We start from the raw sequence: 14,834 nt of genomic DNA, 5'->3' as shown, positions 1-14,834 counted from the left end.
CCTCCCGAGATCCCCCCCAACAACCCCGCCGGCTTCGAGTGGGTGTCCCGGGGCCCCCCCCCCCCCCCCGCCCGGCCCCCCCCGGGGGGGGGGCCCCCCCCCCCCGCCCGCCGCCCCCCCCCCCCCACCCCGTCGAAGCCGTCGAGGAAGCCCGTGGGAAAGCCGGTCTCCCACGCGAGGTGCAGGTGCCGCTCGTCCAGGAGGTAGATGGCCAGCTGGCGGCCGCCGAAGGCCGGCAGCAGCTCCTCGGTCACCACCGCCGACACCTGGCGGGCCGTGACCGCCTCGGTCAGCGCGATGGCGAGGGCGACGGGCCGGTACAGCGCGGAGGCCCGGTCCGCCGCCGAGCCGGGGCCCGCGGCCGGCTCGACCACCGTCGCGGGCGCGTACGACTGCTTCTCGCCGGCCCCGATCGTCAGGGTGACCCCGTCCGGCCCGGGGTGCAGGACCACGGACAGCCAGTCCCCGGGCGGGTGCCAGCCGCGCCGGGCGGCGAAGCGCACCGGCTCGGTGGACATGAAGACGGCCCGGAAGTGATCCTCGTACGCCGGGTGCCCGAGCCAGGGCACCGCCTCCCACAGGACCCGCCCGAGCAGCTGCGGCTCGCCGAGGCCCAGCAGGTCCTGGGCGGCGGAGTTGACGAAGCCGATCCGGCCCAGCCGGTCCACCGACAGGACCGCCTGCGCCAGCCGGTCCACGGCCTCGCGGGGGCCCGCGTGCCCGGCCGGGGGCCGCAGGACCACCGGGTCCCCGTCCCACACCACCGGGTCCCCGCCCTCGGTCCGCCCGGCCAGCTCGCGGGCCAGCCGGTCGGCGGCCTCGCGCAGGCGTTCGCGGTCCACGGCCCCGACCGGGATCCCCGGGGTCGCCGCGCGCAGGGCGAACAGGACGCCGAACCGCTGCCCGTCCGCGGTCACCGGCTCGTACAGCGAGGCGAAGGGGAACGGCAGCCCGGCCATCAGCTGCGGGAAGCGCCGCATGGCCGCCTCCGCGTCGGCCAGGTGCACGGCCTGACCGGACCGGAAGGCCTCGGCCACCGGGTAGGGGCGGTTCGCGTGCATCCGCCACCACGGCCGGAACAGGCGGCCGGGGAGCCCGGTCAGCACCGCCATCCGGAGCAGCCCCTCGGTGCCGGAGCGCAGGTAGACCCCGCCCGCGTACCCGCCCACGGCCGCCACCGCCTCGACGGTGGCCCGCGCGAGCGCCTGGGCCGTGGCGTCACGGGAGGGAGCGGGGCCGTGGTCGTCCGGTCTCGCCGTCACCCCGTCAGGATGCCCCCTCGGCGGCGGTGGCCGCACCCCGGCGCCCGCCCGGCTTCCCGGCGGGGCCGCCGCCTGAGCCGCGGTACCCGGCCACCACCGCGACCGCGGCGAGGAGCAGGAGCGCGGCCACCACGCGCAGGGCCGTCCCCATGGCGTCGGTGAAGGCGCCGACCTGCGCCGGATCTCCCGGATCCCCGTGGAAGCGGGAGGCCAGTACGGTGCCGACCACGGCCACCCCGAGGGCGGCCCCGATCTCGCGCGCCGCGGTGTTCAGCCCGGAACCGAGGCCGGCCTGGTGCGCGGGCAGCTCGGCGACCACCGTCAGGGTCAGCGAGGGCGCGCACAGTCCGGTCCCCACCGACAGGACCAGCAGGTGGAGCGCGTACACGGGGTACGGGGTGCCCGCGTCGGCGGTGGAGACCAGCAGCAGCCCCGCCCCGATCAGGAACAGGCCCGCCCCGACGGGCAGCCGGGGCCCCGTCCGCTCCTGGAGCCGCACGCCGAGCCGGGGCACCAGGGCCATCCCGACGGTCAGCGGCACGATCGCGAAGCCGGTCTGCGCGGGGGAGAACCCCTTGGCGTACTGGAGGTACTGCGCGTTGACGTAGAACAGCGCGAACAGCCCGAAGAACCCGGCGCCGATCCCGAGCGCCCCGGCCCGCAGCCTGCGCGAGGCGAAGATCCGGGGGTCGAGCAGCGGCCGGGCGGCCCGGAACGCGTGGGCGGTGAAGGCGAGGAGCAGCGCGGCCCCGGAACCGAAGGCCGTCAGCACGCGCGGTGACCCCCAGCCGTGCGCGGGCCCCTCGATGATCCCGTAGACCATCGCGAAGAGCGCCCCGGCGAGCAGCGCCGCACCGGCCGGGTCGACGGCCGCGTCGGAGCGGGCGGGCGTACGGGGGACCGTGCGGGCGACCGCCGCCGCCAGCAGCGCGCCGAGGGGGACCACCGCCCAGAACAGGGCGCGCCAGGTCAGGTACTCCCCGGCCAGACCGCCGCCGACGTTCCCCGCGAGGCCCCCGAGGCCCGCGGCGAGCGTCCAGGTCGCGAGCGCCCGGCCGCGCGCCCCGGGCGGGGACAGGTGGACCAGTACGGACATGGTGGCGGGCATGATCAGGGCCGCTCCGGCCCCGCACAGGCCCCGCCCGGCGATCAGGACGGCAGGCGTGGCGGCGACCGCGCTGAGCGCCGCGCCCGCGGAGAACAGGCCGAGCCCCGCCAGCAGGGCGCCCTTGCGGCCGTAACGGTCACCGAGGGCCCCGGCGGGGATGAGCAGCGCGGCGAAGACGATCACGTACGCGTCGACGGCCCACAGCAGCTGGCCGGGGGTCGGCCGCAGCGCGGATGCGGCGAGCTGAGGGATCAGCAGGTTGACGGCCGCGACCATGGCCTGGGCGACCAGGACGCAGGCGCACAGGACCAGCAGGGCGGGCCGGGTGAGCACCGGGCCGGGCGGTGGGGCGGCCGCGGCGGCCGAAGGCGTGGAGGGGTGCGCGGCTCGGGCCGCGGACGGATCGGGGTCGCGGGGCGGGGCAGGGCGAAGCACGGCTCCTCCTGGGAGTCGTCGGCGGGTGGAGTGAGGGGGAGGGAGAGGCGTGGGGGAGGCGGGTCGACAGACCATCACCCGTCGTCCACCGTAGGGTTGGCCCGACCTGCTTTCCAGTGCAACCTTTGCAAGGAATCAATGCGCGTGACGCAATCCGCACTCGATCTGAACCTGCTGATGGCCCTGGACGTCTTGCTGGAGGAGTCGAGCGTGTCCCGCGCCGCTGCCCGGCTGCACCTGTCCGAGCCCGCCATGAGCCGCACCCTCGGCCGGATCCGCAAGGCCCTCGGCGACCCCGTCCTGGTCCGGGCCGGCCGGGCCATGGTGCCCACCCCGCACGCCCTCGCCGTCCAGGGCGAGGTCAGGGCCGTCGTGGAACGCGCGCGGGCGCTCTTCCTCACCGGCGGTCAGGTGGACCTGCCGACGCTGACCCGGACCTTCACCGTGCTCGCGAACGACGCCTTCACCGCCGTCTACGGCGCGACGCTGCTCACCCGGGTCGCGCGCGAGGCGCCCGGCGTACGGCTGCGCTTCCTGGGGGAGAGCCACGTGGACGTCCCCGCGCTGCGCGAGGGCGTCGCCGACCTGGAACTCGGCGTGGTCGACACCCGCGCCCCAGAGGTGCGGGTCGAGCACCTCTTCGACGAGCGGATGCTGGCCGTGGTCCGGCCCGGACACCCGCTGCTGCGGGGCCGCGCCACCGCGCGCAGGTTCGCCGCCGCCGACCACCTCGTCGTCTCCCGGCGCGGCCGCCTGGAGGGGCCCGTCGACGCCGCCCTCGCCGAACAGGGCCTGTCCCGACGGGTGGTGGGCAGTGTCGGGACCTTCTCCGCCTCGCTGTTCGTGGTCCGCGAGAGCGACCTCGTCGGGCTGCTGACCACGCAGGTCGTTCCCCTCGCCGCCGCCCTGGGACTGGAGGTCTTCGAGATCCCGCTCGACCTGCCGGCGCTGCCCTTCGGGATGGCCTGGCACCCGCGCCACGACGCCGACCCCGCGCACGCCTGGCTGCGCGGCTGCGCCCGCGCCCTCGCCCCGGAGCCGCCCCTGCCCCGGCCGGACGACCGGGGGAGGCCGACCGCGGCCGCGCCGGCAGCCCGCCGGCCGCGATAGGCCGACCGCTTCGCTCGTCCGGGGGACGCACGGGCGTACGGGCCTTCCCCCGCACGCGCAGCGGGGCACGATACGCACGCGTCCCACCTCCCCCGGCAGGCCCCCGGAAGGCAGAACATGCGGTTCCAGTACGACACCATCGGCGAGCGCTACGCCGAGTCCACGGCCACGGCGGCCTTCGCGGCGGCCGACACCCACACCCTGCACGGCGCCCTGGACGCCCTCGGCGGGGTCCGCGGACTCGACGCCCTCGACCTGGCCTGCGGATACGGCTACAACACCCGGCTCCTGGCCCGCGGCGGGGCCCGCCGGACGGTGGGCGTGGACCCCTGCGGGGAGCGGATCGCGCAGGCCCGCGCGCACGAGTCGACGAAGGGCCGGCCGGACGTCGAGTACCACGTCGCCGAAGCCCTCGGCGTCGCCGGCCTCGGTCCCTTCGACCTGGCCACCGCCGCCTACCTCTTCAACCACGCGACCGACCGCGCGTCGCTGCACGCCGTGCTCCGGTCCGTGCGGACCAGCCTGCGGCCCGGCGGACGGCTGCTCGCCATCGTGCCGAACGCGGGCGCGTTCCCGCGGGTGGACTGGTCGCCGTACGGGGTGCGCATCCTGGACCGGGTCCCTCAGGGCGACGCGCCGCTGCTCAAGGCGCACTTCCTCACCGACCCGCCCGAGCCCTTCGAGTTCCGCGAGTGGGCCCACGCCGACCTCGCGCAGGCGGCCGTCGAGGCGGGCTTCACGACCGTCGGCTGGCAGCCGAACCGGACACCGCCGCCCGACGCCGTGCGCGACGAGGCCTACTGGACGGCGTACCGCGCCTGGCCGATCAGCTCCCTGATGACCTGTACGGCGTAGTGCGCGTCCGGCGGGCAACCCCGTACGGCCCGGGTGCCCCGGGCGGTCCCGGTTCCGGGCCGCCGCTCCCTCAGCCGTCCGCCGCCGACCGGACCAGCTCCACGATGCGGTCGCGCGCCGCCCGGCCCTCGGGCACCGGCAGCAGCGGGTACCCGTCCGGCAGCCCCACCGCCTCGTGGAACTCCACCTCGACCCCGGCCGCGCGGGCCCGGCGCACCAGCTCCCTGCCGTCCGCGGCGAGCAGGTCCGCGCTCCCCGTGAACACCGTCAGCGGCGCCAGGCCCGCGAACGTGCCGCGCAGCGGGCTCACCCGCGGGTCCTCGGCCGGGAGGGTCCCCGCGTACAGCCGTCCGGCCTCCAGCAGGCCCGGCCGGGCCGACGGCGGGCCGGCCGCCCCGACGGCCCCCTGGTCCGGATGCCGCATCGTCACGTCCAGCCAGGGGGTCACCAGCACGATCCGGGAGGGCTGCGTCCGGGTGCGGTCGCGCAGCCGCTGGGCGGCCGCCAGCGCCGGCCCGGCTCCGGACGAGTCCCCGAGGAGCACCGTCCCGCCCGCGCCGCCGCTCTCGATCAGGCCGCTGAGCAGGTCGGCGGCGACCGGTACCGTCCGGTCCGCGGTTCCGCGCGGCGCGAGGATGTACGCCGGTACGACGACCCGCGCCCGCGCCCGCAGGACCAGCTCCCGGACCAGCGCCCAGTGCGGGCGCCGCAGTTCGTCCACGAAGCCGCCGCCGTGGAAGTACAGCACCCGGGCGTCCGGCTCGGCTCCGCGCGGGCAGACGTCGTACACCGGCCAGGCCCCGACGAACGTCCGCGAGATGTCCGCGACCCGACCCAGCGACCGCGGCGGCAGGTGCGACGCCGGCCGCCGGGCGGACTGGGCCACCCGGGTCCGCACGACCTCCGCGCTCGCGAACCGTCTTCGCCGCCCCGTCGCGGTCAGCGCCACCGAAAACGCCCTGCTGCGCAGACTCGGCACGCCCCTCACCTCCCCTTTTCCCCCGCGCCTCCCCGGCGCGAGCCCCGGGGAGAGCATAGGCGTGAAGCTGTGCTGGAAGCCTGCTTAAGAAAGTCTCGATGGACTGATCACCACGCCGCTCGGCAGATTGGTCCCGTCACTCGCGCCACCCGCGCCCCCGCGGCCCCGGCGTCCCGTTCCGCATGCCTGGAGCCACCCCATGAAGGCACTCGTCAAGCACAAGGCCGAGCCGGGCCTGTGGCTCATGGACGTCCCCGAGCCCGAGTACGGCGCCGGCGACGTGCTGATCCGGGTGCTGCGCACCGGCATCTGCGGAACGGACCTGCACATCCGCGCCTGGGACGGCTGGGCGCAGGGCGCCGTCAAGACCCCGCTCGTCCTCGGCCACGAGTTCGTCGGCGAGGTCGCCGCGCTCGGCGCGGACGTCCGGGACATCGAGGTCGGCGCGCTGGTCAGCGGCGAGGGCCACCTGGTGTGCGGCAAGTGCCGCAACTGCCTGGCCGGCCGCCGCCACCTGTGCCGCAGCACCATCGGGCTCGGCGTCGGGCGCGACGGTGCCTTCGCCGAGTACGTCGTGCTGCCCGCGCAGAACGTGTGGGTGCACCGCACCGCCGTCGATCTCGACGTCGCAGCCATCTTCGACCCCTTCGGCAACGCCGTGCACACCGCGCTGTCCTTCCCCCTCGTCGGCGAGGACGTGCTGATCACCGGCGCCGGCCCGATCGGCATCATGGCGGCGGCGGTGGCCCGCCACGCCGGTGCGCGCAGCGTCGTGATCACGGACGTCAGCCCGGAGCGGCTGGAGATCGCCCGCAAGGCGGGCGCCACCCTCGCCGTGAACGTCGCCGAGACCTCCATCGCCGACGCGCAGCGCTCGCTGGGCCTGCGCGAGGGCTTCGACATCGGCCTGGAGATGTCCGGCCGCGCCGAGGCCATGCGCGACATGATCGACAACATGACCCACGGCGGCCGGATCGCCATGCTGGGCCTGCCCGCGCAGGAGTTCCCGGTGGACTGGGCGAAGGTGGTCACCTCGATGATCACCATCAAGGGCATCTACGGCCGTGAGATGTTCGAGACCTGGTACGCGATGACGGTGCTGCTGGAGGGCGGACTGGACCTCAGCCCCGTCATCACCGGCCGCTACTCGCACCGCGACTTCGAGGCCGCCTTCGACGAGGCGTCGACCGCCCGGAGCGGCAAGATCATCCTGGACTGGACGGCGTAGCCCCACCCCGGAGCCCCCCCCGGAGCCCCCCGGGGTCCTCCCGGAGTCCCCCCGGGGGTCCCGCGGCACACGCCGCCGCCGGACCCCGGCCCCACAGACCACCTCCCCCGGCCGGGCCCCGCCCACCCCCCTTCGCGGGGCCCGGCCCCCCTCGTCTTCCGTACGCCCCGCCCGTACGCCCGCCTCCGCCGTAGAAGGAGAACCGCACCATGTTCGAGTCCGTCCGCGAGGACCTCCGCACCACCCTCGACGAGATCCGCGCCGCCGGTCTGCACAAGCCCGAGCGCGTCATCGGCACCCCGCAGAACGCGGCCGTGGCCGTCACCTCGGGCGGAGCCGCGGGCGAGGTCCTCAACTTCTGCGCCAACAACTACCTGGGGCTGGCCGACCACCCCGACGTCGTCGCCGCAGCCAAGGACGCGCTGGACCGCTGGGGCTACGGCATGGCCTCGGTCCGCTTCATCTGCGGTACGCAGGAGGTGCACAAGGAGCTGGAGGCGCGGCTGTCGGCGTTCCTCGGCCAGGAGGACACCATCCTCTACTCCTCCTGCTTCGACGCGAACGGCGGCGTCTTCGAGACCCTCCTCGGCGCCGAGGACGCGGTGATCTCCGACGCCCTCAACCACGCCTCGATCATCGACGGCATCCGCCTCTCCAAGGCCCGCCGCTACCGCTACGCCAACCGCGACCTCGCCGAGCTGGAGACCCGGCTCAAGGAGTCGCAGGACGCCCGCCGCCGGCTGATCGTCACCGACGGCGTGTTCTCCATGGACGGCTACGTCGCCCCCCTCGCGGAGATCTGCGACCTGGCCGAGCGCTACGACGCCATGGTCATGGTCGACGACTCGCACGCCGTCGGCTTCGTCGGCCCCGGCGGCCGCGGCACCCCCGAGCTGCACGGGGTCATGGACCGCGTCGACATCATCACCGGCACCCTCGGCAAGGCCCTCGGCGGCGCCTCCGGCGGCTACGTCGCGGCGCGCGCCGAGATCGTCGAGCTGCTGCGCCAGCGCTCGCGTCCGTACCTCTTCTCCAACTCCCTCGCCCCGGTCATCGCCGCCGCCTCCCTCACGGTCCTCGACCTGCTGGAGTCGGCCGGCGACCTGCGCGAGCGGCTCGCCGCCAACACCGCCCTCTTCCGTACGAAGATGACGGAGGCCGGCTTCGAGATCCTGCCCGGCGACCACGCCATCGCCCCCGTGATGATCGGCGACGCGGCGGAGGCGGCCAGGATGGCCGACCTGCTGCTGGAGCGCGGCGTGTACGTCATCGGCTTCTCCTACCCCGTGGTCCCGCTCGGCGCGGCCCGCATCCGCGTCCAGCTGTCGGCGGCCCACTCGACGGCCGACGTCGAGCGCGCCGTGGCCGCCTTCATCGACGCCCGCGCGGCGCTCGGCACGTCCGCCGGCTGAGACAATGGCGGGGTGATCGACCCCCGCAGGCTGCGCATCCTGCGCGCCGTGGCGGACCACCGTACGGTGACCGCCGCGGCCGCAGCCCTGTACCTCACCCCGTCGGCCGTCTCCCAGCAGCTCGCGGCGCTGGAGCAGGAGACGGGCCACGTGCTGCTCACCCGCAGCGGCCGCGGGGTGCGGCTCACCGCGGCCGGCGAGATCCTCCTGGGGCACGCTCACGAGGTGGTGGCCCAGCTGGAACGGGCGGAGGCCGAACTCGCGGCGTACGCGGGCGGCACGGCGGGGTCGGTCACCGTGGCGGCCTTCGCGACGGGCATCGCCGAGGTGCTCGCCCCGGCGATCTCCCGCCTCTCCCTCGACCACCCGGGCATCCGGCTGCGGGTCAGGGACGCCGAGGGGGACCAGAGCCTGCCGATGCTGCTGGACGGCGAGGCCGACGTGGCGCTCGCGGTGGAGTACCGGGGCGGGCCGGGCGCGGACGACCAGCGGCTGTCCGTAGTCCCCCTGTACGCGGAACCCTTCGACGCGGTCCTGCCCCCGGGGCACCCCCTCGCCGACCTGCCCGCGGTGTGCCTGGCCGACCTCGCCGACGCGGACTGGGTGGGCCAGTACCCGGGCAACCCGTGCCACGACGTGACCCTGCTGGCCTGTGAACTCGCCGGATTCCAGCCCCGGTTCGCGCACTCCTCCGACGACTTCCGGGCCGTGACGGCGCTGGTGGGCGCGGGCGCCGGGGTGGCTCTGGTGCCGCGTTCGGCGCTGCGGGGGATGGACCTCAAGGAGGTCCGGGTGCGCCCCGTCAGCGGCCCGGCCGCCACGCGCCGGGTCTTCGCCGCCGCCCGGCGCGGCGCCGAGTCCCACCCGCTGATCGCGCCGGTGCTGGCCGCGCTGGTGCGCGCGTCGGACCGGCTGCCGACCCACTGACGGCGGCGGGGCCGGGCCGGGCGGCACGTACGTCCGCGGACCCGCGGCCGTCGGACCCGCGACGCGTCTGCCCCGCGCTCCGTCTGCCCCGCGCCCGTCGGTCCCGCTCCCGCCCTCAGACCCGCAGTACGTCCACGCCCGCCGCCTCGAAGGCCTTCGTGACCTCCGCGGGCAGGCCCGTGTCCGTCACCAGGACGTCCACCGCCGAGGTCGCGCAGATGCGGGCGAACGCGCGCACGCCCAGCTTGCTGGAGTCCGCCGCGATCACCACCCGGCGGGCCCGCTCGCACAGCAGGCGGTTCACCGAGGCCTCGTCCTCGTGGCGGGTCGCCGCGCCGTCGGCCGGGTCGAAGCCGTCCACGCCGACCACCGCGGTGTCCACCGCCAGCTGGCCGAGCACCTGCTCGGCGAGCGGGCCGGTGAGCTCGTACGACTGGGGGCGGGCGACCCCGCCGGTCAGCACGATCTTGAACTGGGGGCGGATCACCAGCTCGCCCGCGATGTTGAGCGCGTTGGTCACCACCGTGAGCGCCGGCGAACCCGAGGCCAGGTCGGCGCGCCCGGCCAGCGCCCGCGCGACCTCCGTGGTCGTGGTGCCGCCGGTCAGGCCGATCACCTCGCCCGGGGCGATCAGGGCCGCCACCGCCTCGCTGATGCGCCCCTTCTCGGCGGCCCGGCGCGAACTGCGGTAGCGCAGCGGCAGTTCGTACGAGACGCCGTGCGGGACCGCCCCGCCGCGGGTGCGGACCAGCAGCTGCTGTTCGGCGAGCTGGTCGAGGTCGCGGCGGATGGTCGCGGCGGAGACGCCCAGCACCTCCGCGGCCGGCTCCACCTCCAGCTCGCCCCGCTCCACCAGCAGGTCCAGCAGGGTCTGCCAGCGCTCCTTGCGGGTCATCGGCCGCCCCCTTCGCCGCTCTTGCATGTTCTCTCTCGGCCCACCTGCCGACAATAACCCAGCCCGTCACCCCGTGGATGCTTGAAGTTGCGTGAAAGAGCGCGATATCTTGCAGAAATACGCATCGCAGAAGGACGCATCCAGAGTCGCCTGTCGAACGAGGGAGCCCGTATGAGCCACGTCGCGTACGAGTTGGGCACGCAGCCCGCATGCTGGGAGCGGGCCGCCGAGATGGCCCCGGCGAGCCGGGCGGTGCTGCCGCGGCCGGGGGAGCGTACCGCGATCGTCGGGTGCGGGACCTCGTACTACATGGCCCAGGCCGCCGCCGTGTTGCGTGAGGAGGCCGGGCAGGGCGAGACCGACGCGTTCCCCGCCTCGGAGTTCCCCCGCCACCGCCGCTACGACCGGGTGCTCGCGCTGACGCGGTCCGGCACCACCACCGAGGTGCTGGACCTGCTGGCGGGGCTGCGGGGCGCGGGCGTGCCCACCACCGCGGTCATCGGGGATCCGGCCACCCCCGTGACGACCCTCGCCGACGAGGTCGTCGTCCTCGACTTCGCCGACGAACGGTCCGTCGTGCAGACCCGGTTCGCGACCACCGCCCTGACCCTGCTCCGCGCCCACGCCGGACTGCACTCCCCGGCCGCGGTCGCCGACGCCCGCACCGCCCTCGCCGAGCCGCTCCCCGACGAGCTGGCGAGCCGGAGCCAGTTCACCTTCCTCGGCCGGGGCTGGAGCGTCGGGCTCGCGCACGAGGCGGCCCTCAAGATGCGCGAGGCCTCGCTCTCCTGGGCCGAGTCCTACCCCGCGATGGAGTACCGGCACGGGCCGATCAGCGTCTCCGGCCCCGGCACCGTCACCTGGGCGCTCGACGAGGCGCCCGAGGGCCTCGCCGAGCAGGTGCTGGCCACCGGCTCCGCGTGGGTGGCCGGACGGCTCGACCCGCTCGCCGAACTGGTCCGGGTGCACCGCCTCGCCCTCGCCGTCGCCGCCCACCGGCAGCTCGACCCGGACGCGCCGCGCCACCTCACCCGCTCGGTGATCCTCACTGCCGGAGAGGAGGCCGTCCGATGAGCCTCGTCCCCGCCGGCCGGCTCGTCCTGGAGGCGGCCGCCGCCGGCCGCGCCGTGGCCGCGTTCAACATCATCACCCTGGAGCACGCCGAGGCCGTCGTTGCCGGGGCCGAGGCCGCCGGGCTGCCGGTCATCCTCCAACTGAGCGAGAACGCCGTGAAGTTCCGCGGCGGCCGGCTCCTCCCGATCTCCCGCGCCGCGGCCGCCTGCGCGGAGGCCGCCGGCGTGCCGGTCGGGCTGCACCTGGACCACGTCAAGAGCACCGAACTGCTCCGCCAGGCGTGCGACGCGGGCTACGGCTCGGTCATGTACGACGCCGCCCACCTCCCGTACGGCGAGAACCTGGAGGCGACCCGCTCCGCCGCGGACTGGGCGCACGCCAACGGGCTGTGGATCGAGGCCGAACTCGGCGAGGTCGGCGGCAAGAACGGCGCCGCACCCCTGGATCCGCACGCACCCGGCGCCCGTACCGACCCCGACGAGGCCCGGCGGTTCGTCGCCGACTCCGGGGTGGACGCACTGGCCGTCGCGATCGGCAGCAGCCATGCGATGACCAGCAGGACCGCCTCCCTCGACCACGCCCTGCTGGGACGGCTCGCCAAGACGGTCGACGTGCCGCTCGTCCTGCACGGCTCCTCCGGCCTGCCGGACGCCGAGCTCGCGGCCGCCGTCGCGGGCGGCATCCGCAAGGTCAACATCGGCACCGCGCTGAACGTCGCCATGACCACGGCCATCCGCGCCCACCTCACCCCGGCGGACCCGCGCCCCTACCTGACGGCCGCCCGGGCGGCGATGGCGGCGACCGCCGAAGCCATGATCGGCGCCCTCGACTGACCGGCACCGGGGTCGGCGGAGGCGCGCCGGGGCCTTCCCCCCCAGGGCTCGATGCGACCCGCGGCGCACGGCGCGCATCCGCACGGGTGCGGAAACCCCGGCCGCCGACCTTCCGGATTCTTGAAACAGGTTCTAGTCTGCCCCCGCCGCCACAGTGGCGGCCGGCTGGACCGCGAGACTCCCGGAGGGGCCGTGCACCTCGAATACACGCCTGAGCAGCAGCAGTTGCGCACCGAGCTGCGCGCCTACTTCGCCGAGCTGGTGCCGGAGGACGTCTACGCCCGCTACGAGGACCCGGCCGCCCAGAAGCGCTTCTACCGGGAGACCATCCGCCGGCTCGGCGCCGACGGCTGGCTGGGGGTCGGCTGGCCCGAGGAGTACGGCGGCCGGGGCATGTCCCCGATGGACCAGTTCATCTTCTTCGACGAGGCCGCGCAGGCCGTCGTGCCGCTGCCCCTCATGGCGCTCAACACCGTCGGGCCCACGATCATGCAGTTCGGCACCGAGGAGCAGAAGGCGTACTTCCTCCCCCGGATCCTCGCCGGCGAGATCGACTTCGCCATCGGCTACAGCGAGCCCGACGCCGGCACCGACCTTGCCGCGCTCACCTGCCGGGCGGTGCGCGAGGGAGACGAGGAGAGCGGCACGTACGTCGTCGACGGCCAGAAGATCTGGACGACCAACGGCGACACCGCCGACTGGGTCTGGCTCGCCGTCCGCACGGACCCGGACGCCCCCGCGCACAAGGGCATCACCATGCTCCTGGTGCCGACCTCCGACCCCGGGTACTCCTGCACCCTCATCAACACCCTCGCGTCGCACGACACCACGGCGAGCTACTACGAGAACATCCGCGTTCCCGCGAGCCGCCGGGTCGGCCAGGAGAACGAGGGCTGGCGCCTGATCACCAACCAGCTCAACCACGAGCGTGTCACCCTCGCCGCCCACGGCACGATGGCCATCCGGGCGCTGCACGACGTCCAGCGCTGGGCCGCCGAGACCAAACTCGCCGACGGCCGGCGCGTGATCGACCTGAACTGGGTCCGCGGCCGCCTGGCCCGCACCCACGCCCGGCTCGACGCCATGAAGCTGCTCAACTGGCAGATGGTCAACGCGGTCCAGGCCGGCACCCTCACCCCGCAGGACGCCTCGGCGGTGAAGGTGTACGGCTCCGAGGCCCGCCGCGACGCGTACGCCTGGCTCATGGAGGTCGTCGGAGCGGCCGGCTCCCTCAAGGACGGCTCGGCCGGCGGGGTCCTGCACGGCGAGCTGGAACGGGGCTACCGCAGCGCCGTGATCTTCACCTTCGGCGGCGGCAACAACGAGATCCAGCGGGAGATCATCTCCTGGATCGGCCTCGGCATGCCCCGCGTACGCCGCTGACGGGGCCGCGCGGCGGAGGGCGGAGCGCGGCAGCCGGGGCGGTGTCCCGGACGGTGATATCCGGTTGCCGGGGGCGGTGGTGACGGGTGCAATGTCCGGCACGGTCACCGAGGTCGCCCGGCGCTCCGCGCCACGGGCGCACCGCCGCCGCGTCGTCACACGGGAGACACCGACACATGAGTACGCCCCCCTCACCGCCCGGACCGGCACCGGCCGGCGGTCCGCCCGTCCGGATCGGCGCCCTCGTGCCGCTGACCCGGCCCGGCTGGGCCGCGGCGGGCCGGCACCTGCTCGCCGGGCTGGAGCTGGCCGTGCACGAGGCCAACGCGGCCGGCGGGATCGCCGGCCGACCGATCGAGCTCCTCGTCCGGGACACCGCCGCCGACCCGCGGCGGGCCGCGGCTGCCGTGGACGAACTGGCCGCTCTGGGCGTCGCCGCCCTGGCGGGGGAGTACCACAGCGTCGTCGCCCGCACCGTCGCCACCAGGGCCGACGCCGTCGGCCTGCCGTTCCTCTGCTCGTCCGCCGTTCTCGACGCGCTTACCGAGCAGCCGACCGACCGGGTCGCCCGCATCGCCCCGGCGCAGTCCCACGGCTGGCGGATCTATGCGGACCACCTCCTGGCCGCGGGCCACCGCCGGATCGCCGTGGCCACGGAGCCGAGCCCCTACTGGGCGGCCGGGACCCGCATCCTGCGGGAGCACCTCGCGCCGCGCGGCGGCACCGTCACCGAGCTCGACGCGCGCACGCTCGCCCCCGCGGCCGTCTGCGACGCGCTCGTCGACCACCGCGCCACCGCGCTGCTCCTCCTGGTCGGTCACCCGGATCCGGCCGTGCCGCTCGTCTCGGCCGTCCGCCGCGACCGCCGCCTCGCCGGGGTCCTGGTCGGAGCCCCGGCCGGGCAGCCGGAGTTCGCCGACTGGCTGACGCTGCTGGGCGGGGACGGCGCCGGGATCCCGTTCCTGCGCTACCTGCCCGAGCGGCTCGGCCCGCTCGGCGCGCGGGTCGCGGCGGCCCTGCGCGCGCGGCTGGGCGAAGCGCCCTCGTTCGTCGCCTTCGAGGGCTACGACACCGTGGCCGTCCTCGCCGGCGCCCTGCGCGCGCACGGCACCGACCGGGCCCGCATCGCCGCGTCCTGGCCGGACGTGGCGGTCGAAGGGACCCGCGGGCGGATCCGGTTCTCCCGTACGCCCCCGGACAGCGGCGTGTGGCAGTGGGCGTGGGCGCCCGTCCAGGTCGCCGACCGGGATCCCGCGCGGCCCGACCGCTTCCGGATCCTGCGCACGGGCTGAGGATCACGGCGGGCAGCACACCGGAAATCATTAAATTCCGG

At 75.5% G+C, this 14,834-nt stretch carries 13 protein-coding genes; 9 read left to right on the top strand and 4 right to left on the bottom strand.

The features are described 5' to 3' along the window. Together ACZ6S8_RS26875 and ACZ6S8_RS26870 are read right to left on the bottom strand one after the other, a co-directional pair. Positions 1–1,262: GAF domain-containing protein (locus ACZ6S8_RS26875; protein WP_469459940.1), on the bottom strand; the 1,262-nt coding region annotated here is incomplete at its 3' end. Positions 1,263–1,266: 4 nt separating this feature from the next. Then, positions 1,267–2,880, bottom strand: a complete 1,614-nt coding sequence (locus tag ACZ6S8_RS26870) for an MFS transporter (protein WP_469459937.1) — start codon at positions 2,878–2,880, stop codon at positions 1,267–1,269. Between the two features lie 63 nt (positions 2,881–2,943). Between ACZ6S8_RS26870 and ACZ6S8_RS26865 the strand changes: the two genes are divergently transcribed. Beyond that, entirely contained in the window at positions 2,944–3,915 is a 972-nt protein-coding gene (locus tag ACZ6S8_RS26865; RefSeq protein ID WP_469459935.1) for a LysR family transcriptional regulator, read from the top strand. Between the two features lie 117 nt (positions 3,916–4,032). Further along, a complete protein-coding gene (locus tag ACZ6S8_RS26860) occupies positions 4,033–4,770 on the top strand; it encodes a class I SAM-dependent methyltransferase (RefSeq protein ID WP_469459933.1) in 738 nt (245 codons plus the stop codon). A gap of 70 nt (positions 4,771–4,840) precedes the next feature. On the opposite strand, the gene ACZ6S8_RS26855 is transcribed toward ACZ6S8_RS26860, so the two are convergent. Continuing rightward, positions 4,841–5,749, bottom strand: a complete 909-nt coding sequence (locus ACZ6S8_RS26855) for an alpha/beta hydrolase fold domain-containing protein (RefSeq protein ID WP_469459930.1) — start codon at positions 5,747–5,749, stop codon at positions 4,841–4,843. Between the two features lie 199 nt (positions 5,750–5,948). Here ACZ6S8_RS26855 and tdh point away from each other — a divergent pair, with 199 nt between their 5' ends. From tdh to ACZ6S8_RS26840, 3 genes are all read left to right on the top strand, one after another. Further along, positions 5,949–6,977 carry an L-threonine 3-dehydrogenase gene (gene tdh, locus ACZ6S8_RS26850; protein ID WP_386523224.1) on the top strand — a complete coding sequence of 343 codons (1,029 nt, stop codon included), beginning with the start codon at positions 5,949–5,951 and terminating at the stop codon, positions 6,975–6,977. Between the two features lie 209 nt (positions 6,978–7,186). After that, positions 7,187–8,389 carry a glycine C-acetyltransferase gene (locus tag ACZ6S8_RS26845; RefSeq protein WP_469459928.1) on the top strand — a complete coding sequence of 401 codons (1,203 nt, stop codon included), beginning with the start codon at positions 7,187–7,189 and terminating at the stop codon, positions 8,387–8,389. A gap of 12 nt (positions 8,390–8,401) precedes the next feature. Then, on the top strand, positions 8,402–9,316 hold the full coding sequence (locus tag ACZ6S8_RS26840; RefSeq protein ID WP_469459926.1) for a LysR family transcriptional regulator: 915 nt from the start codon (positions 8,402–8,404) through the stop codon (positions 9,314–9,316). 115 nt (positions 9,317–9,431) lie between these two features. Here ACZ6S8_RS26840 and ACZ6S8_RS26835 read toward each other — a convergent pair whose 3' ends face one another. Then, positions 9,432–10,211, bottom strand: a complete 780-nt coding sequence (locus ACZ6S8_RS26835) for a DeoR/GlpR family DNA-binding transcription regulator (protein WP_469459924.1) — start codon at positions 10,209–10,211, stop codon at positions 9,432–9,434. A gap of 171 nt (positions 10,212–10,382) precedes the next feature. Here ACZ6S8_RS26835 and ACZ6S8_RS26830 point away from each other — a divergent pair, with 171 nt between their 5' ends. The 4 genes from ACZ6S8_RS26830 to ACZ6S8_RS26815 all read left to right on the top strand — a co-directional run bounded on the left by ACZ6S8_RS26830 (position 10,383) and on the right by ACZ6S8_RS26815 (position 14,793). Continuing rightward, positions 10,383–11,285 (top strand): SIS domain-containing protein, encoded by a 903-nt coding sequence (locus ACZ6S8_RS26830; protein WP_469459922.1) that lies wholly within the window; start codon positions 10,383–10,385, stop codon positions 11,283–11,285. Beyond that, entirely contained in the window at positions 11,282–12,118 is an 837-nt protein-coding gene (locus tag ACZ6S8_RS26825; RefSeq protein WP_469459920.1) for a class II fructose-bisphosphate aldolase, read from the top strand. Before ACZ6S8_RS26830 ends, ACZ6S8_RS26825 begins: the two co-directional genes overlap by 4 nt. 192 nt (positions 12,119–12,310) lie before the next feature. Next, positions 12,311–13,501, top strand: coding sequence for an acyl-CoA dehydrogenase family protein (locus ACZ6S8_RS26820; protein ID WP_469459917.1), 1,191 nt, complete (start codon positions 12,311–12,313; stop codon positions 13,499–13,501). A gap of 176 nt (positions 13,502–13,677) precedes the next feature. After that, complete coding sequence (locus ACZ6S8_RS26815; protein ID WP_469459915.1) at positions 13,678–14,793, top strand: ABC transporter substrate-binding protein; 1,116 nt, start codon at positions 13,678–13,680, stop codon at positions 14,791–14,793. Positions 14,794–14,834: the final 41 nt, after the last annotated feature.

The organism is Streptomyces sp. NPDC048461 (assembly GCF_055587105.1).
The sequence above is the reverse complement of the archived record's forward strand: the minus strand, read 5'-3'. Positions and strand labels throughout refer to the sequence as shown.